Genomic DNA, 24,781 nt, shown 5'->3' with positions numbered 1-24,781 from the left:
CTACTCGTTATCAAAAAAACCGACAATGTTGAGATCGTCGTCTTCGTGCATATTTCCCAGGCCGAGGTAGGCCTCAATGTCTCGTGAGGCTTGGGAGGTTCCTTCGATGAACGCAGTCAACGCGATTTTTCCTACTACGGGAAGGGTCGCATCAACAGCCCCCTGCACAACTTGGACGTGCGTCGGAGTTGGAGGAAGCTGCTGGTTCTTGGCGGCTACGGTCTCAGCGTCCTCGATCGGCTCACCATAGATATTGCAGGCACGGCCATCAGCCCGCTGTGGCAGCTCCACGGCGGGCTTTTCTGTGACAATGTCAGGGATCGGTTCCCCGTACAGATTGAAGGCCATCAGCTCTCCTGCAGTAAAGTCGTGGCTTGATCAGAACATAGCGGCTGGGTTTGGGGTTGTCCAGCTTAGCCGAAAAATAGCCCAAATGCCCAGACGCCGATCAGGCCCAGTATGCCGAGGATGACCAGACAGACCAGGATAAAGACCAGGCGGACCCAAAGCGTTATCAGGAACATGCCGAGCCGACCAATAGCATGGGCGCAGGCGACGATCAGCCTGTCGATGAACTCCATCAGCGTGATACCTCCACTGATGTATCTGTCTTACAAATAGCTTTCACTTGGCAATCCCCAGGAACAATGCAAGGCAACGTTCAATCTCCACTAACGCATCTGCGTCAACGCGCCCGAAAGCTGGCCCAATTTTGTCCCGTTTGATGGTCATGGCCTTATCCACCATCACTTGTGAAGGTTTCTTCAGACCATTCTCTACGCTGGGCTGGACTGTGATGCGTAGCAGTGGAGCGCGGACCAGAGTGCCCGTCACTGGTAGAACAGTGATAGAGCTATGCTCGTTAAACAGGTCTGCCTGAATCACCAGTGCCGGCCTGGGCTTTCCAAAGTCACCAGACATGGCGACGGTCACGAAGTCACCTCTCATCAGTCTGTCCAGCCATCGATGTCCCCAAGAGCTTCATCCATAAAGTCCTGCATGTTATGGTCGGCTGAATCTGCTCTGGCAGCAAGGCGGCTCTGTCGACGGCATTCTTCAGCAAAGTCAGGGCGACGTGTATCAGGCACCCAGATCTGTACTGGCCGCAGTCCTGACATGCGCAGCGCGTCGCGGTGCTTCTGGACCCGTGAATTGACATCTGTGTTTGCCATCTGGCGAACCTCCCGTTTGTTACATGTAACCATGCTAAAGGTGTTTTGTGTTACATGCAACAGGACTGGGCGAAATAGCGATCAACGGCGGTAATGCTTTCCAGCTTCGATGAGTTCTATCAAATTGTGTCAGTGCAGCGATTTGGATCATTAGTAGGGTTTTCAATGGCAGTAACTTACTACGGGCCGGGCGAGCATCCGGCTGGATTTGTTGGGTTTCATGTGACAGCCGAGTTTAACGGTGATCTTCAGCGTTTATTCGGTACTTCATCAGCTGAAGTCCAGGAAGATGCCGACGTGCTTTTTCTCGCTCGCCGCTTGGAAGCGCAGCTACAGGACCTGAAATGGCAGCGCGACAGTTTGCAATATCGGTACGAGCGCTTTGTAACGGAAAGCTACCCGAATACACGTCCCGAACGAGGCGTCGGCGTGCATGGTATTACCGCGGCATTTCATCGGCAGGGCAGAGGCAGCTGGCGAGCCTGCTTCAAAGTGGCCAGATATCAGGATGCGGAAGCTCCTCGCCAGCCAGCGAAAGTATTCACTTTTTCCAAGCCGTACTCAGAGGTTTGGGAGGAGGTGGTCGGGTTCTGGGCAGAGGAGCATGGAGTGCGTTCTGCTGACAGGCAACGAGTGCTCGATAGCCCACCAGATCCAGAGCAGTTCAAACGGCTGCGCAGGCAGATGAATGAGCATGAGGGATATGACGTTCCAGTGGAAGCGCTATCACCGGTATTTGCGGAGCAGCGAAGCCTGCTTGCCAAGCAGCGGGCAGAATTGAAAGCAAAGGAGATGAAGCTGCATGTCGGGGTGCCTTCTCCGGTCAGTACGGATATCCAGGCGGAGATGGCGGCATGGTTTGAGAGTGTCACGCGCGCTGATCAGAGATAGCTGGGGCCCTCGGTTGCAAATGGCTGCACCAGCCAAAGGGGTAAATGGCCCTGGAAGGGAATGGTAGACCAAGGGCCAAGGGCCCTATCCGAAAGGAATTGAGATTGGTAAAACCAAAAGGGAAAGGGGTTTGATGTTGCATATGATATTCTTGTGTAAACTTCTTAATATGCTTAGAGTGATTTCAGGGGTTGCTGGGTATGCAATTGTACCCAATAGAGATGAAACGATCGCATAGGTGCAGAAATGGCTGAAACCGAAATCGAGTGGACGGACTCCACGTGGAACCCTGTAGCAGGCTGTTCGATAATTAGCGAAGGGTGTAAAAACTGCTATGCGATGGAGATGTCGAAGCGACTTGAATCCATGCGCGTTGAGAAATACATTGGTCTTACAAGGCAAACTGGTAAGCGAGTCGTTTGGAATGGAGTAGTGCGGGAGGATGAGAAATCGCTGACGACACCTTACTCTTGGAAAAAGCCTAGAAAAATATTTGTTAACTCCATGAGCGACCTGTTTCATGATGATGTGAGCGACGAATTTATATTGCGTGTATGGAACGTCATGAGGGAAACTCCACGTCACAGCTATCAAATTTTGACGAAGCGGCCTGGTCGGATGAGGGATATAATATCTACGAAAATCAATGATATTCTTCCAAATGTCTGGCTTGGTACGAGCGTTGAAAATGCAGACGTATTACATCGAATTGATAGTCTTCGCGAGGTTCCCGCGGCTATAAGGTTTATTTCTTTTGAACCATTGATTGGTTCAGTGGCAGGTGTTGACTTGGGGGGGATAGATTGGGCTATCGTTGGAGGTGAAAGTGGGCGAGCCGCACGACCTATAAAGGAATGCTGGATTGATGAGATTTACGAGCAGTGCTTGATAAGCGAAACGGCATTCTTTTTTAAGCAGTGGGGGGCTTGGGGAAAAGACAATAAAAAAAGATCAAAAAAAGATAACGGCAGAGAATACAGAGGGCGAACATGGGATGAAATGCCCATCACCATTGTAGATCCTTCGCAGCAGGCCTCGTTTCGATAGGGAATTTTGAAAGAATGGCAGAAAAAAGATACGAATGGCTGAATGGTGCGATTCTAGATGATCATTCCAAACGGAAACATAAGATATTAAGAGAGTATTTTTTTCAGTATCTTACTATACGATGCCAACTGCCTCAACAGTCAAAGTTTCGGCTGGCAGTAGTTGATGGGTTTTCGGGTGGAGGGCGTTATCAATGTGGGGCTGCAGGATCTCCGGTTATTTTTATCGAAGAGCTAAGAAATGCGTTAAAATTGATAAATATAAACCGCTCCATGCAGGGGTTGGGGTTGGTCGGAATAGAATGTTTGCTGGTGCTAAATGATGCAGATAAAGATGTAACCGAGTATCTAAAAGAAAATTTAACCCCCCTCATTGCTGAGGTGTTGGACGGTGACACCCACCTTAAAATACATGTCGAGTATTTTAGTGAGCCTTTTGAACAGGTTTACCCAAAAGTAAAGGGTCTTTTGGCGAAATTTAGGTATAGAAATGTCTTGTTTAATCTCGACCAGTGCGGACACAGCCACGTAGAGAGAAAAACTATACTTGATATCATTCGTTCGAACCCATCGGCGGAAATATTTTATACGTTTGCGATTGAGGCGCTGGTTTCCTTTCTAAGAAAGTCCGAGCCGGTGTTGATTTCAAATCAGCTGTCTGCAGTGGGACTGGGGCTGGGTGATTTAAATGTGCTCGATGGGAAAATGAATAACAATACTTGGCTTGGTACCGCTGAACGATTGGTTTTCCAAGCCTTCAAAGAGTGCGCTCCGTACGTAAGCCCCTTCTCTATAAATAATCCTCAGGGTTGGCGATACTGGCTGATTCATTTTGCAACATCCTACAAGGCACGTCAGGTTTATAATAATATCCTGCATGAAAATAGCAGTGCTCAGGCTCACTTCGGTCGATCAGGTTTAAATATGCTCTCTTACGACCCGGCCGAAGATGGGTCTCTCTATCTTTTCGGAGAGTCCGACCGAGAGAATGCTAGGAAAGAACTTTTAGAGGACATACCAAGGCTGATTTCAGAATCGGGCGACACCGTAGTAGTAGGTGATTTTTATGCAAGCATCTACAATGAAACGCCTGCTCATTCTGATGATGTCCACTCTGCGATTATAGAAAATCCAGAGATAGAGGTTCATACCTCAACTGGGGGCATGCGGAGAAAAGCAAACACTATCGTGGCAGGTGATACTCTTAAGTTTAAAAGCCAACGGAGTTTTTTTCCGCTTTTTTCAGGTTTTAACAAATAAGGGACGGGCTAGACTCCGAAAAGTTGGCGAGGGAAGCCGGACTCGGCTGGAAGCCCAAGAGAGGTGAACGTGCATCCAGGTAGCCCCGGCTTGCTGTCGATGAGGTCCGCCACATCGCAAATCCACGACGAGTTCGGCGCTACGCGTCTGAGCAGAAACCACATGATGGAGATAACACCGTAGATTCTGGTGAGCGCGTTGTGATCCAGGTTGAGCTTCTGGAAGTATGCCTCGTTCGGCAATGCAGAGAGGGCGTTCGGTGAAACCTGATTCCAGATACGGCTGTGGTGGGCGCAGCGGTTGCGCAGCAGGTTGATCTCTTGCAGCCAGCGAGCAAAAATCTTCGCATCGTTCAGTCCGAATCTACGCAGAATCCGGTTTTGATGACTGCCTTTTAGCATCTCAAAATACCTGGAAAGCGTACCGAAATCCCAAGCCTCTACAGCGACCCAGAACGGGATGGGCCGTCCCGTCAGGCGGTGCCACTCAATACAGTCTTCGGTGCTCCGGTTCAGTAGATCTTGCTGACGAGCCAACCACTCCGTCCATTTGTTGCGAAGCTTACCTTTCGCTGTGTGGAAATTCCGCGCTTGCTTTGGCCGGATGAAGTTTTGGTCGGTATAGGCCATCGGATTATGGTAACCGACTTCGTGAGCGATTACGGATCGGATATTCACTTCCAGGCGCTCTATTGCGTCGAGCATCAGCAGCCGCAGGCGCTTGTCAAACTGGTAGAGAATAACAGCGTCGCTGAAGACGGTGCCGGCCTGAAAATGCTCCAGACGAAGGGGTTTCCGAGTATGAGGACACAGAGTCTTCTGGCCTTGAGCGTCCTGAGCAAACTCTCTCGCTGGATACCAGTAGCCGCTGAGCCGGTAATATCCCAGCTGCGCGAGCTTTCGTTCCGCCCGGGCTGGATCTACGATCTGCATATTACGTTGGGTCAGTAGCTTAACGAGGTCAGAGTAAGTGCGAAAAGGCTTGGGAGCCAACAACTTCCATGTCTCCAGAAATGAGAAGGCCCGAACGTAATGCTGGACTAGCCAGCACCAGAGGATCGGGCGCGATTACAGACATACTCTCTAATTTAGAGGCGATCGTCAACCTAGCCAGTTGCTTTCCGACTGACTACCAGTGTGTGAGGACTGGTTCAGACTGGCAGCCCGCCACTTCGCCCATATTCGCTTCACTTGGCTTGTACTACAACCGGCCAGCCTGGCTGTCTCTGCAATGCTATGCCCGCTGCGGCGCAAGGTAATGATTCGTTCATGGGTAATGGCGTCTGCTTTGCGCCCGTTATATTTCCCGGCCTGCTTGGCCAGCTCTATGCCTTGGCTCTGACGCTCCCGCCGCTCCTCATAATCATCCCGGGCCATCTGCAGGGCCAACTTCAGAAGCATGTCCTGAACTGATTCCAATACGACCTTGGCCACGCCTTTCGATTCGCTCGCCAGTTCAGTCAAGTCGACCACACCGGGCACAGCCAATTTGGCGCCCTTGGATCGGATAGTGGCCACCAAGCGCTCGGCCTCGGGAAGAGGTAGTCGGGGAGCCCGCAGAATTCGGAAAAAATCGTACGCTAACAGTTCAAGCGTCCCGGCCACGCCTGACTGTAGCTTGTTGACTGGTCAATCTGTCTCGCGGGTAAAGCGATAGAACAAGTTCGGCTCGCTGACCACGTACAAATACCCTTCATCGTCGATGGTTACACCTTCGGCTTGAGGTATGCCCTTCAGCAAACCGGCAAAACCGCGCGCCAGGGAGCGGAAACTCACCACCTTGCCCTCGTCGGTCATTTCGATCAGCAGTTTCGACTCGTCGCTGAGCAGAATCAGATGGCCGCTCTGTTGATCGAAGACGACCGAAGATAAGTCAGTCGCAAACACCTTGTCTTTTACCAGGCTGGACAGGTCGCGGACGTGCAGGGAAAAGCCTCCTGCCAGGCTGGCACGAAGGCCGCTCACTTCCAGCAATTGGCGTGGGTCACGCTCCTTGGTCACAAACAAGCGATCACCTTTCAGGTCGTAGGCGAGCCCTTCAAGGCCTTTGTTGTCTTCCTTGCCAAGCGCCAGGGTCAGCGCTGGATACTGGTCTCGGCTCAATGGTCGATCAGGAGAAAGTTTACCGTCTTCGGCGATGGGGACATCCACGACAACCAGGCTCTGCCGGCGCTCTTCGGCGATTACCAGCTGGCCGTTGCCGGCATAGGACACAGCTTCCACATCGTGGAAGCCGTCCAGGTTGTAACGCCTTTCCACATCACCGTCACGACTAAGGGCCAATAGTTCGTTTGGGCCGTTGGTGACCGCCCACAGCAGGTTTAGGTCAGGGTCGAAGGTCAGGCCCGAAAGATTGTTGTCCACACCGGGAACCGCCTTAGCATCCAGCTCAACCCGGTAGTCAGGCAGCCACACAGAGCGCTCCTGCCAATCATCGGTGTGCCAGTGGGTCTTGATCCAGAAGTACAAACGATCATCAAGGTGATGGGTGCGGACTTGGAATACGGTGAGCAACGCAAGGCACAGCAGTGCCCACATCCAAGTGCTAGTTTTCCGTGTTCGGCCCAGCCAGTTTTTTGCCAACAAATACATAGAAGCCTCGTTAATTGGGACTGACGTCACGAGCTGTCATGGTTTCAATCCGACTCGGCGCGGCTCGCACAGGTGATGCACAACGGCGTGGCCGGATCGAATTCCAGGCGGCCCGAGGCGATCAACTCGCCGCATTGGTTACACCAGCCATACTCGCCCTCGTACCAACGCTTGAGGGCCAGCTGGAGGCGGACGCGTTCATGCTGCGCCCGACTGCGGATGGCATCGTTCATCGCTTGCTGCTGGAGTGCGTCCATCCTCGACAGACGCCCTACCTTGCTTTGATCCAACTTCACCGATTGCGAGCGAGACTCAGCGTCTTCCAGCAACCGATCCAGCTCGGCAGCCCGCTGTTCCAGTAGGGTCTTGAAATGGGCAAGATCGAGGGCGTCGTCCATGGCCGTTAGCGCAGCAGCAACAGTGGGCCAGTGGTGGTGCGCAGCATGCTGGTCGTGGTGCTGCCGACCAGAAACTGACGGATGCGCGAATGACCGTAGGCCCCCATCACCAGCAGGTCGATGCCGTGCTCTTTCTGATAGGCGTGCAAGGTAGGCTCTATCTCGCCGTTCAGGGTCTCGGCGCGAACAGTGAATCCGACGTTGAGCAGCACTTTCTGCGCCCAGTCCAGCTGCGCGGACGATTCGTCGTTCACTGGCCCAACCATCACCAGGTGGATCGGCAGCCCCTTCAGCAGGGGGCTGGCCGCCAGCATCTCCACACCCTTGCGGGTAGTAGCGCTGCCATCGAAGGCCAGCATTGCGCTCTCGGGCTTTTGGAAGTTGGCCGGGGTGACCAGGATTGGCCGGTGCATGATACGAATCACGCTCTCCAGCTGGCTTCCGACATGCTGACTCAGACCGCCGCTAGACTCGCCTTGGCGACCGATGACCAATAGGCGCGTTTCGCTTTCCAGCTCTTGCAGGTTTTCCAGCAGATCGCCATGACGTTGCTTGGACTCCGGCGCGGCCACACCATCCGTCATGGCCCGCTCTTTCGCGGCGGCAAGCATGATCCGCCCTTGTTCAAGGGCCAACTTGCCGCGCTGTTCATCCAGGGAAGCAAGCTCATCGAGTAGGTGCTCGCGGCTGCCAAGGCCGATATTGCCACTCAGATCCGTTGTAACCGGGTACTGTCGCTGATCCAGCACATGCAGAAAGGTCAGCGGGGCTTCCAGGCTCAGACTGGCCCAGGCTGCGTAGTCGCAAACGGCTGGGGCCGAGGCGGAACCGTCGATACAGGCAATTACGTGGGTCATTGTTTTTCTCCTTCTCAGTGGCCCATGAGTTGATCAATAGCGTCGGGTTTATCGTGAACACCGAAGCGATCCACGATAGTGGCGCTTGCTTCGTTGAGGCCCAGCACTTCAACTTCGGTGCCTTCGCGGCGGAATTTGATGACCACTTTGTCCAAAGCGGCAACGGCGGTGATATCCCAGAAGTGAGCACGGTTCAGGTCGATGGTTACCTTGTTCAGGGCTTCTTTGAAGTCAAAGGCCGCGACGAACTTGTCTGCCGAGCTGAAGAACACCTGGCCGGTGACGTTATAGCTACGGTGCTCGCCTGCTTCGTCCAGCGAAGAGCTGATCGCCATGTAATGGCCAACCTTGTTGGCGAAGAACATCGCGGCCAGCAGTACGCCGGCCAACACGCCGAAGGCAAGGTTGTGGGTGGCGACCACGACCACCACGGTGACGACCATGACAATGTTGGTCGACAACGGGTGCTTCTTCAGGTTGCGCAGCGAATCCCAACTGAAGGTGCCGATGGACACCATGATCATCACTGCCACCAGTGCAGCCATCGGGATCTGCTTCAGCCAGTCGCCGAGGAACACCACCATCAGCAGCAGGAATACGCCTGCGGCCAGGGACGACAGGCGAGAACGGCCGCCAGATTTCACGTTGATGATCGACTGACCAATCATCGCGCAGCCGGCCATACCGCCGATCAGACCCGAAGCAATGTTGGCCACGCCCTGGCCCTTGCACTCGCGGTTCTTGTCGCTGGGGGTGTCGGTCAGGTCGTCGACAATAGTCGCGGTCATCATCGACTCCAGCAGACCGACCACGGCCAGCGCTGCCGAGTAAGGGAAGATGATGGCCAACGTCTCGAACGTCAGCGGCACGTCAGGCCAGAGGAAAATCGGTAGCGTATCCGGCAGTTCACCCATATCACCGACCGTGCGGATATCCAGCCCAACCGACATGGCGACGGCGGTCAGCACGATGATGCACACCAGCGGCGATGGGATGAGCTTGCCGATCTTGGGGACATAGGGGAACAGATAGATGATGCCGAGGCCTGCGGCTGTCATGGCGTAGACGTGCCAGGTGACATTGGTCAGCTCAGGCAGCTGAGCCATGAAAATCAGGATCGCCAGTGCATTGACGAAACCGGTCACCACCGAGCGCGAGACGAAGCGCATCAGCGATCCGAGCTTCAGGTAGCCAGCAGCGATTTGTAGCACGCCACATAGCAGCGTGGCGGCCAGCAGATATTCAAGACCATGGTTCTTGACCAGGGTCACCATCAGCAGTGCCATTGCACCGGTTGCGGCCGAGATCATTCCCGGGCGACCACCGACAAAGGCGATGACCACGGCGATACAAAAAGAGGCGTACAGGCCGACTTTAGGGTCGACACCGGCAATGATCGAGAAGGCGATGGCTTCAGGGATGAGGGCCAGGGCGACCACAAGACCGGCGAGGATGTCGCCACGGATGTTGGATAACCAGGTTTGTTTTAACGAGTGGAGCATCAGAATTCCCAAGGCAATGGATCGCGCAGCACAGCATGGCGCAGGCCAAGTGCAGCTGGTCGATACGAGGTCAAATTGTCGGATGTAGGGGTGCTGTGGAGGGTGTTAAAACCGAAGGCACAGCAGAAAGCGACCGCTGGCAGAGCAAGCAGTCACAGATGATGCGGGGGGCGAAGCGCTATGGCGGCGTAGGCAGCCAGATCATGTTTTGCAGAGTAAGCATGAGGCCTTATCGGGTGTCTTTAGTAACTCAATGGCCGCAACAGTCTACAGGAAGAGGGCAATTTCTGCGAGTCCCCCCCGGACTAGGGCGTCCTGTTTGGATGTCAGCCTGAGCTATACCCTAACTGGATGTCAGGCAAGGCCGCACCGCGCCGTCAGAATAGAGTCCGCTTTCACATTCTTTGACACATGCTTGCCAAGGTCATAGATTTCAGCCTGACAAATTCAAGGCTTCGGGCGCAATGGAACCAAAAACCAACGTAAGCCCTACCGCCCATCCAGCCTATGGAGGCATCTTGCAGGGACAACGCATCGGTTACGTCCGAGTCAGCAGTTATGACCAGAACCCGGAACGCCAACTTGAGCAGGTCGAGATCGGCAAGCTGTTCACCGACAAGGCCTCAGGCAAGGACACCCAGCGCCCGCAACTGGAGGCTATGCTCGGATTCGTCCGCGAAGGCGATACCGTGGTGGTGCACAGCATGGATCGCCTGGCGCGCAACCTCGACGATCTGCGCCGTCTGGTGCAAAAGCTGACCAAGCGCGGTGTACGCATCGAGTTCTTGAAGGAGGGGTTGGTGTTCACCGGCGAGGACTCTCCCATGGCCAACCTCATGTTGTCGGTCATGGGTGCCTTTGCCGAGTTCGAGCGCGCCCTGATCCGCGAGCGGCAGCGCGAGGGCATCGCCCTGGCCAAGCAGCGCGGTGCCTACCGGGGCCGCAAGAAAGCCCTCTCCGACGAGCAAGCCATCACGTTGCGGCAGCGGGCCGCTGCGGGCGAGCCGAAGGCTCAGCTCGCCCGCGAGTTCGGCATCAGCCGTGAAACCCTCTACCAGTACCTTCGCACGGACGACTGAACCATGCCGCGTCGCTCGATTCTCTCGGCCACTGAGCGAGACACCTTGCTTGCGCTGCCAGAAAGCCAGGATGACCTGATCCGCTACTACACCTTCAACGACTCCGACCTGTCGCTGATCCGCCAGCGGCGCGGCGACGCCAACCGCCTGGGCTTTGCGGTGCAGCTCTGCCTGCTGCGCTACCCCGGCTACGCACTGGGTACTGACAGTGAGCTGCCCGAGCCGGTCATCCAGTGGGTGGCCAAGCAAGTTCAGGCCGACCCGGCGAGCTGGGCGAAGTACGGCGAACGCGACGTGACTCGCCGCGAGCACGCCCAGGAACTGCGCACCTACCTACAACTGGCCCCGTTCGGCCTGTCCGACTTCCGCGCCCTGGTGCGCGAGCTGACCGAGTTGGCCCAGCAGACCGATAAGGGTTTGCTGCTGGCCGGCCAGGCGCTGGAGAGTCTGCGGCAGAAGCGGCGCATCCTGCCGGCGCTGAGCGTGATTGACCGGGCCTGCTCGGAAGCCATTGCGCGGGCCAATCGCCGGGTCTACCGCGCCCTCGTCGAACCACTCACGGACTCGCATCGGGCCAAGCTGGACGAGCTGTTGAAGCTCAAGGCCGGCAGCAGCATCACCTGGTTGACCTGGTTGCGGCAGGCCCCACTAAAACCGAACTCCCGGCACATGCTCGAACACATCGAGCGGCTGAAGACATTTCAGCTGGTGGATTTGCCCGAAGCTCTGGGCCGGCACATCCACCAGAACCGCCTGCTCAAGCTGGCCCGCGAGGGTGGGCAGATGACGCCCAAAGACCTCGGTAAGTTCGAGCCGCAGCGGCGCTACGCGACCCTGGCCGCCGTGGTGCTGGAGAGTACGGCGACCGTGATTGATGAGCTGGTCGATCTGCACGACCGCATCCTGGTCAAGCTGTTTAGCAGCGCCAAGAACAAGCATCAGCAGCAGTTCCAGAAGCAAGGCAAGGCGATCAACGACAAGGTGCGCCTGTACTCCAAGATCGGCCAGGCCCTGCTGGAGGCCAAGGAAAGCGGCAGCGATCCCTACGCCGCCATCGAGGCGGTGATTCCCTGGGACGAGTTCACCGAGAGCGTCAGCGAGGCCGAGCTGCTGGCCCGGCCGGAGGGCTTCGACCATCTGCACCTGGTTGGCGAGAACTTCGCCACCCTGCGCCGCTATACGCCGGCCTTGTTGGAGGTGCTGGAACTGCGCGCCGCCCCGGCTGCGCAAGGCGTGCTGGCGGCCGTGCAGGCCCTGCGCGAGATGAACGCCGACAACCTGCGCAAGGTGCCGGCCGATGCGCCCACCGCCTTCATCAAGCCGCGCTGGAAGCCGCTAGTGATAACCCCGGAAGGCCTCGACCGGCGCTTTTACGAAATCTGCGCCCTGTCCGAGCTGAAGAACGCGCTGCGATCCGGCGACATCTGGGTCAAGGGCTCGCGGCAGTTCCGCGACTTTGACGACTACCTGCTGCCGGCAGAGAGGTTCGCCGCGCTCAAGCATGCGCAGGCTCTGCCCCTGGCGATCAACCCGAACAGCAACCAGTACCTGGAAGAGCGCTTGCAGCTGCTGGACGAGCAGCTGGCCACCGTCACCCGCCTGGCCAAGGACAACGAGCTGCCCGATGCCATCCTCACCGAGTCGGGGCTGAAGATCACCCCACTGGATTCCGCGGTGCCCAATACCGCGCAGGCGCTGTGTCATTTTCAGAAGACGACTGCACCAGTTGATTGGGCGTAATGGCTGTTGTGCAGCCAGCTCCTGACAGTTCAATATCAGAAGTGATCTGCACCAATCTCGACTATGCTCAATACTCGTGTGCACCAAAGCGAGGTGAGCATGGCGACGGACACCCCACGGATTCCAGAACAAGGCGTGGCCACTCTGCCTGATGAGGCTTGGGAGCGTGCGCGCCGTCGTGCGGAGATCATCAGTCCGTTGGCGCAGTCGGAGACGGTCGGGCACGAAGCGGCCGATATGGCGGCTCAGGCGCTGGGCTTGTCTCGGCGCCAGGTATACGTTCTGATCCGGCGTGCCCGGCAAGGCAGCGGCCTCGTGACGGATCTGGTGCCCGGCCAGTCCGGTGGAGGTAAAGGTAAGGGGCGCTTGCCGGAACCGGTCGAGCGCGTCATCCACGAGCTACTGCAAAAGCGGTTCCTGACCAAGCAGAAGCGCAGCCTAGCGGCCTTTCACCGCGAAGTCACTCAGGTGTGCAAGGCTCAAAAACTGCGAGTGCCGGCGCGCAATACCGTGGCCTTACGGATCGCTAGCCTTGACCCGCGCAAGGTCATCCGCCGGCGGGAAGGCCAGGATGCCGCTCGTGACCTACAAGGTGTGGGCGGCGAGCCTCCTGCCGTGACCGCGCCGCTGGAGCAGGTGCAGATAGACCATACGGTCATCGACCTGATCGTGGTCGATGACCGCGACCGGCAACCTATTGGCCGCCCGTACCTGACCCTCGCCATCGACGTGTTCACCCGCTGCGTGCTCGGCATGGTCGTCACGCTGGAAGCGCCGTCTGCCGTTTCGGTTGGCCTGTGCCTCGTGCATGTCGCCTGCGACAAGCGCCCTTGGCTGGAAGGACTGAACGTGGAAATGGATTGGCAGATGAGCGGCAAGCCCTTGCTGCTCTACCTAGACAACGCGGCCGAGTTCAAGAGCGAGGCCCTGCGCCGGGGTTGCGAGCAGCATGGCATCCGGCTGGACTATCGCCCGCTGGGACAGCCGCACTATGGCGGCATCGTGGAACGGATCATCGGCACGGCGATGCAGATGATTCACGACGAACTGCCGGGAACGACCTTCTCCAACCCTGACCAGCGCGGCGACTACGATTCCGAAAACAAGGCCGCCCTGACGCTGCGCGAGCTAGAGCGCTGGCTCACATTGGCGGTCGGCACCTACCACGGTTCGGTGCACAACGGCCTGCTCCAACCGCCGGCCGCGCGCTGGGCCGAGGCCGTGGCGCGTGTCGGCGTACCGGCCGTCGTCACACGCGCTACTTCGTTCCTGGTCGATTTTCTGCCGATCCTCCGGCGCACGCTGACCCGCACCGGCTTTGTCATCGACCACATCCACTACTACGCCGATGCGCTCAAGCCGTGGATTGCGCGGCGTGAACGCTGGCCGTCCTTTCTGATCCGGCGCGATCCGCGCGACATCAGCCGTATCTGGGTCCTGGAACCGGAGGGACAGCATTACCTGGAAATTCCCTACCGTACCTTGTCGCATCCGGCTGTCACCCTCTGGGAACAACGGCAGGCGCTGGCGAAACTGCGGCAGCAAGGGCGCGAACAGGTGGATGAGTCGGCGCTGTTCCGCATGATCGGCCAGATGCGTGAGATTGTGACCAGCGCGCAGAAGGCCACACGCAAGGCGCGGCGTGACGCGGATCGCCGCCAGCACCTCAAGACATCAGCTCGGCCGGACAAGCCCGTTCCGCCGGATACGGATATTGCCGACCCGCAGGCAGACAACTTGCCACCCGCCAAACCGTTCGACCAGATTGAGGAGTGGTAGCCGTGGACGAATATCCCATCATCGACCTGTCCCACCTGCTGCCGGCGGCCCAGGGCTTGGCCCGTCTTCCGGCGGACGAGCGCATCCAGCGCCTTCGCGCCGACCGCTGGATCGGCTATCCGCGCGCAGTCGAGGCGCTGAACCGGCTGGAAGCCCTTTATGCGTGGCCAAACAAGCAACGCATGCCCAACCTGCTGCTGGTTGGCCCGACCAACAATGGCAAGTCGATGATCGTCGAGAAGTTCCGCCGCACCCACCCGGCCAGCTCCGACGCCGACCAGGAGCACATCCCGGTGTTGGTCGTGCAGATGCCGTCCGAGCCGTCCGTGATCCGCTTCTACGTCGCGCTGCTCGCCGCGATGGGCGCGCCGCTGCGCCCACGCCCACGGTTGCCGGAAATGGAGCAACTGGCTCTGGCTGTTGAGTTGCATCTAAAATTGACCCACTTAGGGTAAAGATTTGCGTCGAAATTTGACCCACGTATGACACTGTTTCCCGTCTGGATATGGCGGGAGAAATCAAGGAGTGATAAACGTGGCGATATTGAGCGCAATTCGACGCTGGCATTTTCGCGATGGTGCGTCGATTCGGGAAATAGCCCGACGAAGCGGCCTGTCCAGGAACACCGTTCGCAAGTATTTGCAAAGCAAGGTGGTTGAACCGCAGTACCCAGCGCGAGACAGCGTTGGCAAGTTAAGTCCTTTTGAGCCCAAGTTAAGGCAGTGGCTCTCCACCGAGCACAAAAAGACAAAGAAGCTGCGCAGAAACCTGCGCAGCATGTACCGGGATTTGGTCGCTTTGGGCTTTACCGGGTCTTATGACCGAGTGTGTGCCTTTGCCCGACAGTGGAAAGATTCCGAACAGTTCAAGGCGCAAACCTCGGGCAAGGGTTGTTTCATCCCCTTGCGCTTTGCTTGTGGCGAAGCCTTCCAATTCGATTGGAGTGAGGACTTTGCCCGCATAGCGGGCAAACAGGTCAAACTTCAGATTGCCCAGTTTAAGTTGGCCCACAGCCGGGCCTTTGTGCTTCGGGCTTACTACCAGCAAAAACATGAAATGCTGTTTGATGCCCACTGGCATGCCTTTCAAATCTTCGGTGGCATTCCCAAGCGCGGCATCTACGACAACATGAAGACCGCTGTGGATTCGGTGGGGCGTGGCAAAGAGCGCAGGGTCAATCAGCGGTTCACTGCCATGGTCAGCCACTACCTGTTTGATGCGCAGTTCTGTAATCCAGCATCGGGTTGGGAGAAAGGCCAGATTGAGAAGAACGTGCAGGATTCCCGCCAACGCCTGTGGCAAGGGGCACCAGACTTTCAAAGCCTTGCTGATTTGAATGTGTGGCTTGAGCATCGCTGCAAAGCGCTGTGGTCTGAGCTGCGCCACCCCGAATTGGACCAAACCGTGCAAGAGGCCTTTGCCGATGAACAAGGCGAGTTGATGGCGCTACCCAATGCCTTTGATGCATTCGTGGAGCAAACCAAGCGAGTCACTTCAACCTGCCTTGTTCACCACGAGGGCAATCGCTACAGCGTTCCTGCCAGTTACGCCAACAGGGCCATCAGCCTTCGGATTTATGCAGACAAGCTGGTGATGGCTGCCGAAGGCCAACACATTGCCGAGCATCCAAGATTGTTTGGCAGTGGCCACGCTCGGCGTGGCCACACACAATACGACTGGCACCATTACTTGTCTGTGCTTCAGAAGAAACCTGGGGCGTTGCGCAATGGTGCGCCATTTGCTGAATTGCCACCCGCGTTCAAGAAGCTTCAATCCATCTTGCTGCAACGCCCCGGCGGTGACCGTGACATGGTGGAAATTCTGGCCCTTGTATTGCACCACGATGAAGGTGCGGTACTCAGTGCTGTGGAATTGGCATTGGAGTGTGGCAAGCCATCGAAGGAGCATGTGCTTAATCTGTTGGGACGTTTGACCGAAGAACCTCCACCCAAACCGATTCCAATTCCCAAGGGGTTAAGGCTGACATTGGAACCACAGGCCAACGTGAACCGCTATGACAGTTTAAGGAGAGCCCATGATGCAGCATGAAGGCCATGTGAGAATCCTCAAATCCTTGAAACTCTTTGGCATGGCACACGCCATTGAGGAGTTGGGCAATCAGAATTCACCAGCATTTAATCAAGCCTTGCCCATGCTGGACAGCTTGATTAAAGCTGAAGTGGCAGAGCGTGAAGTACGTTCGGTGAACTATCAATTGCGGGTGGCCAAGTTCCCCGTGTATCGGGACTTGGTGGGCTTTGACTTCAGTCAAAGCCTGGTTAATGAGGCCACGGTCAAACAATTGCACCGGTGCGACTTCATGGAACAAGCCCAGAACGTGGTGCTGATTGGTGGGCCAGGCACAGGCAAGACTCACCTGGCCACAGCCATTGGTACACAAGCAGTGATGCACTTGAACCGACGGGTGCGTTTCTTCTCCACCGTGGATTTGGTCAATGCACTGGAGCAAGAGAAATCATCTGGGCGTCAGGGACAAATCGCAAACCGTCTGTTGTATGCCGATTTGGTGATTCTGGATGAGCTGGGATATTTGCCTTTTAGCCAAACCGGTGGGGCACTGCTGTTTCACCTGCTCTCAAAGCTGTACGAAAAAACCAGCGTGATACTGACCACCAACTTGAGCTTCTCGGAATGGAGCCGAGTGTTTGGCGATGAAAAGATGACAACAGCGTTGTTGGACCGACTAACCCACCACTGCCACATCCTGGAAACCGGCAATGAAAGTTACCGCTTCAAACACAGTTCAACTCAGAATAAGCAGGAGGAAAAACAGACCCGCAAACTGAAAATCGAGACATAATTCTGACAACAAGGGGTGGGTCAAAATTCAATGCAAATCCCGGGTCAAATTTGGGTGCAAATCAACAGAAAGACCGCTGCGGCTTCCGAGTGGCGTCGAAGGAGCGGCTCACTCACCGCGATGGACCAGGCCCCCAGGCGCGTCAGAGGAAATCCGCGGTCAGCAAGGCCGATCGCGGGCGCCATGACCTGGTGCAGGGACAATCGTCCGAAGCGCTGATGCATCTCGACCAAGGCGTGGACCATGCCGGGCACGCCAATAGACAAGGCGCCTCGATAGGGCATTTTAACCTCGCCGGTGGATGTCGGGCGGCCGGCGGCGATCATCTGATCAAGCGTGCAGCCAAGCGGCGACGCCCCTGCTCCGAGCACTGCGAGAGGCGCCTGCGTCTGGCCTGGAAGGTGGAGGATCGCAAAGAGATCGCCACCCAGGCCGCACATCTCGGGCATCACGACGCTCGCGGCGAACCCAGCGGCGACCGCTGCGTCGATGGCGTTCCCGCCGTTGCGCAGCATGTCGACGCCGGCGCTGGCGGCGAGAGGATGAGCCGCAGCCACCATTCCGTCCCGACTGAACGTCGGGCTCTCGCGACGCCGCCCCAGTGCGGCGCCGGTCGGGATACAGGAAAGCCGATCAATGCAGGTTCCTCCCCCTATGGCTGTGCGGCAAAGCCTAGGATTGTCTTGCCGACGTTTACCCGTCCCCGCCGAAGAACGTTCGATACCAGTCGTTTTGGTGATGATCCCTCAGGTCCGGCCGGGGCGATCGGGCAGGATCCAGTTTGCGTAGGATGAGGTCGAAGCTCTTGAAGTCGCGCTGGCTGATAACAGCGATGCCGTTGCGGATGAGCAGCGCCGCGCACACGCCTGCGCCGACCTGGTGCGGAGCCCCTGCTTTCCGAGCACCCCGATAGATAACCTGCGATCCGCAGGCAGCGCTAATGTCCTGCAGCAGCGCAAGTCGAGCCTGGTGCGCCTGGGCGATGCGCAACATCTGACGGGCCGCTTCCACCATGGCGTCAGTCCAGTCTTGTCCGGCCTCTGAAAGAACCCGGGCGCGGCCGTCGAGCACGTCGTATCCATCACCGCCATGAATGTCCGGGCAGTCCCTCGGCGTTCCGAATGCGAAGTGCTCAGGACAGAATGTCACCGCATCGACCTCAGGCCTCGCTAAGAACCTGACGATGGGCGGATATTCACCATAGGGTTTACCTTCCACGCCCACAGGCAAGCCGGTGAGACAGCCGCTCACCAACACCTTCAACGGGCGTTCGGAGGTGAAGTCCGGCCACCCATTGATCACCGTTTCGTCTGGAAGATGGGCCGGACTACCGTCGGCGCGGAAGCGGCCTTCTCTGCGGACGCGGTCAATCTGCTCCTTCAAGGCGCGCCAACTTGAGAACCCATGCTCCCGAGCAAGCTGCAACTGCGCATCGAAGAGGCGTGCTTCCGGAGACGCCGCCCGCAGGTCGGTCAACCGGCGTTTAGCGCGCTTCCGCAGCAATTCGAGACTCGGACGTGGGGGAAGAGGGGTGTAGCTCACGATGCACCTTCTTTCTCTTAGCGCTCGGCGTCCGCGTTTCACGAGCAAGAAAGAAGATGGAGAATGTGTAGCAGACCGGGTTGAACCCTTCACGCGGACCGTGGGCCTCATCTGCTTGAGCCCCTGCAAATCTGATAGTTTGCGGTGGACCGGTCAAGGACAACTTAGCGATGATTGGGGCGTCAGCTTCGCAACCGGCGAAAAGCAGACCCCTGGATCGTCACAGGCGGGTGGCGAGCTGACGTTGACGTTTTTTCATTATCGCGCTCCAGTTCAGCATGGATGCAGCGACTGAATTCCAGGTTCGACCGGTTCAACCCGAGGACCTCGAAACCATCTGCCGTCACCGCCACGAGATGTTCAAAGTCTCTGGCCGCACCGACGAAGCGGTCACCCCGATGACTGATAATTTTAGACCGTGGTTAGAACCCCGTCTGGCCGATGGTCGGTACTTCGGCTGGCTGATCCTCGCGGACGCTGAAGTAATCGCCGGCGTGGGGATGATGGTGCTCGACTGGCCGCCCCACCCATCGCATCCGGACCAGGGCGCGCGCGGCTACGTCCTGAACATGTACGTCGAACCAACCTATCGGCGGCGCGGTTTGGGCAAGCGGTTGATGGACCTTTGCCGTCTGGAAGCAGAGCGCAGAGGTCTCACCTACACGGTCCTACATGCCACCCAACAGGGACGGGGGCTCTACGAACAACTCGGTTGGAGGCCGACAACCGAGATGTCGCTTACGCTTGATGCTCAGGATGGCGCCAACTGACTGGAGGGTTGAGCTTTCGCCGCAGAGCTGACCTTTCGACCGTCCGCCATGGGTCGCGAACGGTAACGAGGCCGACGCCCGGAAGCAGACATCGGCCAAGGGAGCCGCATCCGGGCGGGTTGCTCGGCGAGCTAGGTTGGATTGCGCAGAAAATTGCGATCAATCTCCTTGGCAATTGAGGCGACATCCAGCGGCCCAAGTGTCTCGACGACAACGACGCGCCCGATGCCAATCGGGCGCTCAAACTGCGCCACATAGTCCATTGTCAGTTCTGAGATCGTGTGGGCCCGATGCCGCTCTCCTGCCGCGGCGCGATCTCGGAAGCGCTGTGCAATCGTTTCTCGGTCGCATCGGCAATGCACCTCGATGACATTGGCGTCCATCGCGAGTATTCGCCCCCGTTCATAGGCGCTGTCGGGCCGGAAATTTGCTTCCAGCATCACATCTGGACATCGCCCAGCGAGCGTCCACATGACCTCCATCGCCGCGCCCCCGATCTGGCGTGAGAAGCCCTCGTCGCCGGGTGTTCCGTTCAATTTGTCGAACAGCGTCTCCTTGATGTCGTCTTTCGCAATCAACGGAACCGCGAGGGCCTTGGCGAGCGGGCGAGCCAGGGTCGTCTTTCCGACGCCAGGGCAGCCCGAAACTAGGATGAGGTTCCTTGGCAAAGATCACGCTCCCGACGGGCAGTCCGATAATGAAGCTTGAAAGTCGCCCGCACAGCACAATTCGAGGGCTAAGTTGCGATTTGATGGAGGACACGGTGGAGGTTCTAACACTTGCCCGGCCGTGGGCGACCGCCCATGCCGCGCGGGTCAGAGTTGTCACCCAACCGACACCCGAACGTCGGCGGCGTCCGCGTGGGGTGGTGAACGGTCGTTGGTCTGGGCACCTGAAGCAGACGTCAGCCACCTTTCCGGCGAGCAGACCTCGTCATTGTCTCAGAAGGGTGGCGAGCAGGCTATGTCGTGATTCCGCGGCATGTGGGCTAGTGCTACGCTGCTGGGATGGCTCAGCCACCGCCCGCTCCGGTCCTCGAGGCTTTCAGACTGAACGGACATGCTGAGGCCCTGTCCGGCGGTCAGGGCGCGGCGTTTCGCGTGGGCAATGTGGTTCTGAAACGAACGACGCTCCCGGAGGAAACCGAGTGGTCAGCCGGAGTGCTGGCCAAGATCGCCAGCGCCGCAGTTAGGGTCCCGCAGTACGTCGAGGCTCACACGGGCGGATGGTGCGTCGATGGGTGGTTCGCGCAGACGCTTCTCCCTGGCGCCCATGATTTTGACCGCTGGCCTGAGGTCCTCGATGTGGCGGATGCCTTCCACGTGGCTCTTCGTAACGTCGAGAGGCCCGCCTTCATGGCGCGACGCTCCGACCCTTGGGCTGTCGCCGATCGGATGGCCTGGGGGGAGGAGGAGGCCATTTACGCCGACGAGCTGGCTCCCCTAGTTGCGCCGCTCATCGAGCGTCTGATGCCCGTCGAAGCCGACGGCCAAGTTATCCACGGTGATTTCGGAGGCAATGTTCTCTTCGAAGACGGCTTGCCGCCGGCGGTGATCGACTTTTCACCGGATTGGCGGCCAGCAGCGTTTGCTAAAGCAGTGGTCGTCGTGGACGCGCTGGCGTGGCATGAGGCAGACGAGTCGCTCATTGACTACGTCGGCAGCGACGAGAACTCGGGGCAGTTACTCCTTCGCGCCGAACTTAGGCGACTGCTCGAACTCGACCAGCATCAACGTCAATCCGGACGCGGGTTCAGCGACCAGCTGAAGCCACACGAGCGGGTCGTTGCGCACTTGGTCTCGCGTTAGGCCGGTTCCATCGCGACGGTCAGTTATGGGTCCGTAGGCGGAAGCACCCCTTCTGCCGAAGAGTGGACTACGAGGCTCTTCGATCAGCGCCTGACCGTTCAATAGGGAACGCGTCATTCCAGTTCGGCCGCTGTACGACCCCCTGGCAGATGTCGATACAATGTGGCGGGAGACACACTCAGGCGCCGCGCGACTTCGACTACGGTGATGTCGCGGTTGGTCAGCATCGCCTTCGCGGCGATCAAGTCGGTCGGCGAGAGCGCCCTCGGCCGACCGCCGATCCGTCCGCGCGCCCTAGCTGTGATGTCCAGGGACGTTGTTCTGGCCCCCGCCCGTAATGACACCGTGCCGATTCAAGAAGTATCTGTCCAGACCGCTCGCCATTGCATTGAAGGCATGTTAGAGTTTGGGGCATGTCGAGTCCCGAATCAGACAGGTCAGGGGTTGTCGGTCACACCGCCAGCCCCTTGAACCACTAGTTACGACGCCCACGATCTGTGTGGGCGTATGTCTGGCGTACCCGGGGCGCTGGCCGTGGTGACAAGAAGAACCATTTCTTGATCTCACACCTCGGAGTACTCGATGCCTTTTGCCCTCTACATGCTTGCCCTGGCGGTCTTCGTCATGGGCACTTCAGAATTCATGCTCGCGGGATTGCTCCCCGCGATCGCGACCGAACTTGACGTCTCGGTCGGCACTGCGGGACTGCTGACCTCCGCATTCGCAGTCGGTATGGTCGTCGGCGCGCCAGTGATGGCGGCATTCGCTCGCCGTTGGCCACCGCGGCTCACATTGATCGTTTGCCTTCTCGTGTTCGCGGGAAGCCACGTCATCGGAGCGATGACACCAGTGTTCTCTCTCCTGCTCATCACCCGGGTGCTCAGCGCTCTCGCAAACGCAGGATTCCTCGCCGTAGCACTGAGCACGGCCACTACCCTCGTGCCAGCGAACCAGAAGGGGCGTGCACTGTCGATCCTGCTCTCCGGCACGACGATCGCAACCGTCGTGGGCGTCCCCGCCGGGGCACTGCTCGGCACAGCGCTGGGCTGGCGAACGACGTTCTGGGCGATCGCCATCCTCTGTATTCCCGCGGCCGTTGGAGTCATTCGTGGCGTCACGAACAATGTTGGTCGGAGCGAGACTAGCGCGACCTCACCAAGGCTCCGTGTCGAGCTCAGCCAGTTGGCGACGCCGCGGCTCATCCTGGCCATGGTACTCGGAGCGCTGATCAACGGAGGGACCTTTGCGGCATTCACCTTCCTGGCACCCATCGTGACCGAGACCGCGGGCTTGGCCGAAGCGTGGGTGTCCGTCGCGCTGGTGATGTTCGGCATCGGATCGTTCCTTGGCGTCACGATCGCAGGACGACTATCAGATCAACGACCTGGCCTCGTGCTCGCAGTCGGCGGACCGCTATTGCTGACAGGCTGGATCGTGTTGGCAGTGGTCGCATCTCATCCCGTCGCGCTTATCGTCCTCGTCCTCGTTCAGGGATTCCTGTCGTTCGGCGTCGGCAGTACTCTGATCACGCGTGTGCTGTATGCAGCATCGGGTGCGCCAACGATGGGCGGTTCGTACGCAACCGCAGCATTGAATATCGGAGCTGCAGCGGGGCCCGTGCTTGGTGCGCTCGGGCTCGCGACCGGGCTGGGGCTGCTCGCGCCGGTTTGGGTCGCTTCGGTGCTGACAGCGATCGCTCTCGTCATCATGCTTCTCACCAGACGCGCGCTTACGAAGACCGCGGCGGAGGCCAATTGATGACCCATCCGAACGCTCTTCTCACTCCTCGTGCCCGTCTCCGGTTAGCCCGGCTGATTGTCGAAGACGGCTATCCGGCCACGATCGCCGCAAAGATGTTCATGGTCTCCCCGATCACTGCCCGGAAATGGGCAGGCCGCTACCGGGAAGAGGGTGAGTTTGGGATGCAGGATCGCTCCAGCAAGCCGCACCGGATCCCAGGCAGGACGCCCGAGCATGTCAAGAAGAAGATCATCAACCTGCGCTGGCGGCTTCGACTGGGGCCAGCCCAGATCGCTGCGCGACTTGGTCTCTCGACGTCGACTGTTCACGCGGTCCTCGTCCGTTGCCGCGTGAACCGCCTCTCGCATATCGATCGTGTCACTGGCGAGCCATTGCGGCGATATGAGCATCCTCATCCGGGATCGTTGATTCATGTCGATGTCACGAAGTTCGGCAACATCCCCGACGGCGGTGGACATCGTTACGTAGGTCGGCAGCAAGGCGCACGGAACAAGCTCGCGACTCCGGGATTACCACGAGGAAAAGATCACAAGCCGCGCACCGGGACGGCGTTCGTTCACACAGTCATCGACGACCACTCCCGCGTCGCATACGCAGAAATCTGGTCGGATGAGCAGGCGAGCACAGCGGTGGGAGTTCTCGAACGCGCCGTGGCCTGGTTCGCCGAACGAGGCGTGACCGTCGAGCGAGTCCTATCCGACAACGGGTCGGCATACAGATCCCACGCATGGAGGGACTTCTGCGCTCGGCTCGGCATCCGACACAAGCGGACACGCCCCTACCGGCCGCAGACGAACGGGAAGATCGAGCGATTCCACCGCACGCTCGGGGACGGCTGGGCCTATGCCAGGTTTTACGGTTCAGAGGCCGAACGACGCCTGGCGCTGCCCGGCTGGCTCCACTTCTACAACCACCACCGACACCACTCTGCGATTGGCGGCGTACCCTTCGACCGACTCAACAACGTCCCTGGACATCACACCTAGCGGCCTCTAGGCCTGCCCTGGACCGTTCGCGGATTATCGAGCGCTCGAACTCGGCCAAAGCCCCGAAAATGTGGAAGATCAGCCGACCGCCAGCAGTCGTGGTGTCGATCTGCTCCGTCAGCGACCGAAAGCCGATTTCGCGTCGCTCCAGGTGCTCGACGGTCTCGATTAGCTGTTTGATCGAGCGGGCCAGCCGATCGAGCTTCCAGACCACGATGGTGTCGCCCTTGCGGACGTAGTCGAGTGCGGCGGCAAGCTGCGGTCGAGCGCGCTGAGCGCCAGACGCCGTCTCCTCGAAGATGCGCTCACATTCTGCTTTGCGGAGCGCATCGAGTTGCAGCGCGTGGGTTTGATCACGTGTCGAAACCCTGGCGTACCCCACCAACATGCTGTTCTCCTCTCAAAACACTTAGAAACGTAGATCGGTGAGAGATCGGAAGCGAGAGGCAGTTTTGAGAGACCTTCAACCTTCGGCAGACTGTCGGCTTTGGTATCTCTCATAAACGGATGTTTTTGAGAGAACTATCTTCGGCCTTCACACGCACGAAAGGCGGCGAAGCTCCGCCGTTAATCCGTCCGCCGGAGATCTCGCCCAGGCAGGCTGAAGGCCGAGCAAGCCTGACAGGCCCGAAAAGCCCGGCACGGGCGTCGGCGGCGATGACGGCGGCGGCATTATCCAGGGTTGATGATGGAAGTGGAGGATATCGACAACCTCTCGCGCAACCAAGACATCGCGGTCGGACTGCAAGTGATCTTGAAGCCACGGGCCCGTCCCACC

The 24,781-nt window shown here is 58.3% G+C and carries 27 protein-coding genes and 2 pseudogenes; 14 read left to right on the top strand and 15 right to left on the bottom strand.

The features are described from left to right. The 4 genes from H6X51_RS02635 to H6X51_RS02620 form a co-directional block, all read right to left on the bottom strand. Window positions 1–348 carry a hypothetical protein gene (locus tag H6X51_RS02635; protein WP_185265961.1) on the bottom strand — a complete coding sequence of 116 codons (348 nt, stop codon included), beginning with the start codon at window positions 346–348 and terminating at the stop codon, window positions 1–3. Window positions 349–413: 65 nt separating this feature from the next. After that, window positions 414–581, bottom strand: a complete 168-nt coding sequence (locus tag H6X51_RS02630) for a hypothetical protein (protein ID WP_185265960.1) — start codon at window positions 579–581, stop codon at window positions 414–416. 43 nt (window positions 582–624) lie between these two features. After that, a complete protein-coding gene (locus H6X51_RS02625; RefSeq protein WP_328795609.1) occupies window positions 625–933 on the bottom strand; it encodes a type II toxin-antitoxin system PemK/MazF family toxin in 309 nt (102 codons plus the stop codon). A gap of 14 nt (window positions 934–947) precedes the next feature. Beyond that, window positions 948–1,172 (bottom strand): antitoxin MazE family protein, encoded by a 225-nt coding sequence (locus H6X51_RS02620; RefSeq protein WP_185265959.1) that lies wholly within the window; start codon window positions 1,170–1,172, stop codon window positions 948–950. 93 nt (window positions 1,173–1,265) lie between these two features. Here H6X51_RS02620 and H6X51_RS02615 point away from each other — a divergent pair, with 93 nt between their 5' ends. The 3 genes from H6X51_RS02615 (at window position 1,266) to H6X51_RS02605 (ending at window position 4,369) form a co-directional block, all read left to right on the top strand. After that, entirely contained in the window at window positions 1,266–2,063 is a 798-nt protein-coding gene (locus tag H6X51_RS02615; RefSeq protein WP_185265958.1) for a hypothetical protein, read from the top strand. Between the two features lie 246 nt (window positions 2,064–2,309). Further along, a complete protein-coding gene (locus H6X51_RS02610; protein WP_185265957.1) occupies window positions 2,310–3,110 on the top strand; it encodes a DUF5131 family protein in 801 nt (266 codons plus the stop codon). A 14-nt stretch (window positions 3,111–3,124) separates the two neighbouring features. Continuing rightward, entirely contained in the window at window positions 3,125–4,369 is a 1,245-nt protein-coding gene (locus H6X51_RS02605) for a three-Cys-motif partner protein TcmP (RefSeq protein WP_185265956.1), read from the top strand. 8 nt (window positions 4,370–4,377) lie between these two features. Here H6X51_RS02605 and H6X51_RS02600 read toward each other — a convergent pair whose 3' ends face one another. From H6X51_RS02600 to H6X51_RS02575, 6 genes and pseudogenes are all read right to left on the bottom strand, one after another. Further along, window positions 4,378–5,301, bottom strand: a complete 924-nt coding sequence (locus H6X51_RS02600; protein ID WP_185265955.1) for an Abi family protein — start codon at window positions 5,299–5,301, stop codon at window positions 4,378–4,380. Window positions 5,302–5,469: 168 nt separating this feature from the next. Beyond that, window positions 5,470–5,934: pseudogene (locus H6X51_RS02595) on the bottom strand (helix-turn-helix domain-containing protein); the annotation flags it as partial. A 63-nt stretch (window positions 5,935–5,997) separates the two neighbouring features. Next, on the bottom strand, window positions 5,998–6,960 hold the full coding sequence (locus H6X51_RS02590) for an SdiA-regulated domain-containing protein (RefSeq protein ID WP_121380372.1): 963 nt from the start codon (window positions 6,958–6,960) through the stop codon (window positions 5,998–6,000). Between the two features lie 44 nt (window positions 6,961–7,004). Next, complete coding sequence (locus tag H6X51_RS02585) at window positions 7,005–7,358, bottom strand: TraR/DksA family transcriptional regulator (RefSeq protein ID WP_034064688.1); 354 nt, start codon at window positions 7,356–7,358, stop codon at window positions 7,005–7,007. Window positions 7,359–7,363: 5 nt separating this feature from the next. Then, window positions 7,364–8,215 (bottom strand): universal stress protein, encoded by an 852-nt coding sequence (locus H6X51_RS02580; RefSeq protein ID WP_054897304.1) that lies wholly within the window; start codon window positions 8,213–8,215, stop codon window positions 7,364–7,366. Between the two features lie 14 nt (window positions 8,216–8,229). Further along, a complete protein-coding gene (locus H6X51_RS02575) occupies window positions 8,230–9,717 on the bottom strand; it encodes a SulP family inorganic anion transporter (protein ID WP_003090759.1) in 1,488 nt (495 codons plus the stop codon). Window positions 9,718–10,235: 518 nt separating this feature from the next. Here H6X51_RS02575 and H6X51_RS02570 point away from each other — a divergent pair. The 6 genes and pseudogenes from H6X51_RS02570 to istB all read left to right on the top strand — a co-directional run bounded on the left by H6X51_RS02570 (window position 10,236) and on the right by istB (window position 17,136). Beyond that, window positions 10,236–10,796: a recombinase family protein gene (locus H6X51_RS02570; RefSeq protein WP_034064682.1), complete on the top strand. Its 561-nt coding sequence runs from the start codon at window positions 10,236–10,238 to the stop codon at window positions 10,794–10,796. Between the two features lie 3 nt (window positions 10,797–10,799). Next, window positions 10,800–12,494, top strand: a pseudogene (locus tag H6X51_RS02565) (Tn3 family transposase); the annotation flags it as partial. A gap of 141 nt (window positions 12,495–12,635) precedes the next feature. Beyond that, window positions 12,636–14,315 carry a Mu transposase C-terminal domain-containing protein gene (locus H6X51_RS02555; protein ID WP_000179844.1) on the top strand — a complete coding sequence of 560 codons (1,680 nt, stop codon included), beginning with the start codon at window positions 12,636–12,638 and terminating at the stop codon, window positions 14,313–14,315. Between the two features lie 2 nt (window positions 14,316–14,317). After that, on the top strand, window positions 14,318–14,770 hold the full coding sequence (locus H6X51_RS02550) for a TniB family NTP-binding protein (protein ID WP_032488973.1): 453 nt from the start codon (window positions 14,318–14,320) through the stop codon (window positions 14,768–14,770). A gap of 70 nt (window positions 14,771–14,840) precedes the next feature. Beyond that, complete coding sequence (gene istA / locus H6X51_RS02545) at window positions 14,841–16,364, top strand: IS21-like element IS1326 family transposase (RefSeq protein WP_001324342.1); 1,524 nt, start codon at window positions 14,841–14,843, stop codon at window positions 16,362–16,364. Further along, window positions 16,351–17,136 (top strand): IS21-like element IS1326 family helper ATPase IstB, encoded by a 786-nt coding sequence (gene istB, locus H6X51_RS02540; protein ID WP_000983249.1) that lies wholly within the window; start codon window positions 16,351–16,353, stop codon window positions 17,134–17,136. Before istA ends, istB begins: the two co-directional genes overlap by 14 nt. A 44-nt stretch (window positions 17,137–17,180) precedes the next feature. Here the strand turns inward: istB and H6X51_RS02535 are convergent, their stop codons facing one another. Together H6X51_RS02535 and H6X51_RS02530 are read right to left on the bottom strand one after the other, a co-directional pair. Next, window positions 17,181–17,651, bottom strand: coding sequence for a gamma-glutamyltransferase (locus H6X51_RS02535; RefSeq protein WP_157737746.1), 471 nt, complete (start codon window positions 17,649–17,651; stop codon window positions 17,181–17,183). A 178-nt stretch (window positions 17,652–17,829) separates the two neighbouring features. After that, a complete protein-coding gene (locus H6X51_RS02530) occupies window positions 17,830–18,678 on the bottom strand; it encodes a DUF523 domain-containing protein (protein ID WP_198345407.1) in 849 nt (282 codons plus the stop codon). A 278-nt stretch (window positions 18,679–18,956) separates the two neighbouring features. Here H6X51_RS02530 and H6X51_RS02525 point away from each other — a divergent pair, with 278 nt between their 5' ends. Next, window positions 18,957–19,448, top strand: a complete 492-nt coding sequence (locus tag H6X51_RS02525) for a GNAT family N-acetyltransferase (protein WP_034002759.1) — start codon at window positions 18,957–18,959, stop codon at window positions 19,446–19,448. A gap of 131 nt (window positions 19,449–19,579) precedes the next feature. Here the strand turns inward: H6X51_RS02525 and H6X51_RS02520 are convergent, their stop codons facing one another. Further along, window positions 19,580–20,116, bottom strand: coding sequence for an AAA family ATPase (locus tag H6X51_RS02520; protein WP_034002762.1), 537 nt, complete (start codon window positions 20,114–20,116; stop codon window positions 19,580–19,582). A 432-nt stretch (window positions 20,117–20,548) separates the two neighbouring features. Between H6X51_RS02520 and H6X51_RS02515 the strand changes: the two genes are divergently transcribed. After that, complete coding sequence (locus H6X51_RS02515) at window positions 20,549–21,256, top strand: hypothetical protein (protein ID WP_221627195.1); 708 nt, start codon at window positions 20,549–20,551, stop codon at window positions 21,254–21,256. A 113-nt stretch (window positions 21,257–21,369) separates the two neighbouring features. Here the strand turns inward: H6X51_RS02515 and H6X51_RS20220 are convergent, their stop codons facing one another. Then, entirely contained in the window at window positions 21,370–21,600 is a 231-nt protein-coding gene (locus tag H6X51_RS20220; protein WP_328795608.1) for a helix-turn-helix domain-containing protein, read from the bottom strand. Window positions 21,601–21,763: 163 nt separating this feature from the next. Here H6X51_RS20220 and H6X51_RS20400 point away from each other — a divergent pair, with 163 nt between their 5' ends. Genes H6X51_RS20400 through H6X51_RS02495 form a run of 3 tightly spaced genes read left to right on the top strand, consistent with a single transcriptional unit; the run spans window position 21,764 to window position 24,003 of the window. Beyond that, the gene (locus tag H6X51_RS20400; RefSeq protein ID WP_011113070.1) at window positions 21,764–21,817 is read left to right on the top strand and encodes a chloramphenicol resistance leader peptide; all 54 of its coding nucleotides are present in this window, start codon (window positions 21,764–21,766) and stop codon (window positions 21,815–21,817) included. 21 nt (window positions 21,818–21,838) lie between these two features. After that, entirely contained in the window at window positions 21,839–23,014 is a 1,176-nt protein-coding gene (cmx, locus tag H6X51_RS02500; RefSeq protein ID WP_047217927.1) for a chloramphenicol efflux MFS transporter Cmx, read from the top strand. After that, the gene (locus tag H6X51_RS02495) at window positions 23,014–24,003 is read left to right on the top strand and encodes an IS481-like element IS5564 family transposase (protein WP_011113072.1); all 990 of its coding nucleotides are present in this window, start codon (window positions 23,014–23,016) and stop codon (window positions 24,001–24,003) included. Before cmx ends, H6X51_RS02495 begins: the two co-directional genes overlap by 1 nt. Here H6X51_RS02495 and H6X51_RS02490 read toward each other — a convergent pair. Further along, complete coding sequence (locus tag H6X51_RS02490) at window positions 23,975–24,391, bottom strand: recombinase family protein (protein WP_185265953.1); 417 nt, start codon at window positions 24,389–24,391, stop codon at window positions 23,975–23,977. The genes H6X51_RS02495 and H6X51_RS02490 overlap by 29 nt on opposite strands. Window positions 24,392–24,781 lie beyond the last annotated feature (390 nt).

The organism is Halopseudomonas xiamenensis (assembly GCF_014219065.1).
GTDB classification, from domain to species: Bacteria; Pseudomonadota; Gammaproteobacteria; order Pseudomonadales; family Pseudomonadaceae; genus Halopseudomonas; species Halopseudomonas xiamenensis.
The sequence above is the reverse complement of the archived record's forward strand: the minus strand, read 5'-3'. Positions and strand labels throughout refer to the sequence as shown.

Coding starts and splice junctions, on each gene's coding strand:
- H6X51_RS02635 (WP_185265961.1), bottom strand. CDS start 348: ATGGCCTTCAATCTGTACGGGGAACCGATCCCTGACATTGTCACAGAA.
- H6X51_RS02630 (WP_185265960.1), bottom strand. CDS start 581: ATGGAGTTCATCGACAGGCTGATCGTCGCCTGCGCCCATGCTATTGGT.
- H6X51_RS02620 (WP_185265959.1), bottom strand. CDS start 1,172: ATGGCAAACACAGATGTCAATTCACGGGTCCAGAAGCACCGCGACGCG.
- H6X51_RS02615 (WP_185265958.1), top strand. CDS start 1,266: ATGCTTTCCAGCTTCGATGAGTTCTATCAAATTGTGTCAGTGCAGCGA.
- H6X51_RS02610 (WP_185265957.1), top strand. CDS start 2,310: ATGGCTGAAACCGAAATCGAGTGGACGGACTCCACGTGGAACCCTGTA.
- H6X51_RS02605 (WP_185265956.1), top strand. CDS start 3,125: ATGGCAGAAAAAAGATACGAATGGCTGAATGGTGCGATTCTAGATGAT.
- H6X51_RS02600 (WP_185265955.1), bottom strand. CDS start 5,301: ATGCAGATCGTAGATCCAGCCCGGGCGGAACGAAAGCTCGCGCAGCTG.
- H6X51_RS02590 (WP_121380372.1), bottom strand. CDS start 6,960: ATGTATTTGTTGGCAAAAAACTGGCTGGGCCGAACACGGAAAACTAGC.
- H6X51_RS02585 (WP_034064688.1), bottom strand. CDS start 7,358: ATGGACGACGCCCTCGATCTTGCCCATTTCAAGACCCTACTGGAACAG.
- H6X51_RS02580 (WP_054897304.1), bottom strand. CDS start 8,215: ATGACCCACGTAATTGCCTGTATCGACGGTTCCGCCTCGGCCCCAGCC.
- H6X51_RS02575 (WP_003090759.1), bottom strand. CDS start 9,717: ATGCTCCACTCGTTAAAACAAACCTGGTTATCCAACATCCGTGGCGAC.
- H6X51_RS02555 (WP_000179844.1), top strand. CDS start 12,636: ATGGCGACGGACACCCCACGGATTCCAGAACAAGGCGTGGCCACTCTG.
- istB (WP_000983249.1), top strand. CDS start 16,351: ATGATGCAGCATGAAGGCCATGTGAGAATCCTCAAATCCTTGAAACTC.
- H6X51_RS02535 (WP_157737746.1), bottom strand. CDS start 17,651: ATGCTGCGCAACGGCGGGAACGCCATCGACGCAGCGGTCGCCGCTGGG.
- H6X51_RS02525 (WP_034002759.1), top strand. CDS start 18,957: ATGGATGCAGCGACTGAATTCCAGGTTCGACCGGTTCAACCCGAGGAC.
- cmx (WP_047217927.1), top strand. CDS start 21,839: ATGCCTTTTGCCCTCTACATGCTTGCCCTGGCGGTCTTCGTCATGGGC.
- H6X51_RS02495 (WP_011113072.1), top strand. CDS start 23,014: ATGACCCATCCGAACGCTCTTCTCACTCCTCGTGCCCGTCTCCGGTTA.
- H6X51_RS02490 (WP_185265953.1), bottom strand. CDS start 24,391: ATGTTGGTGGGGTACGCCAGGGTTTCGACACGTGATCAAACCCACGCG.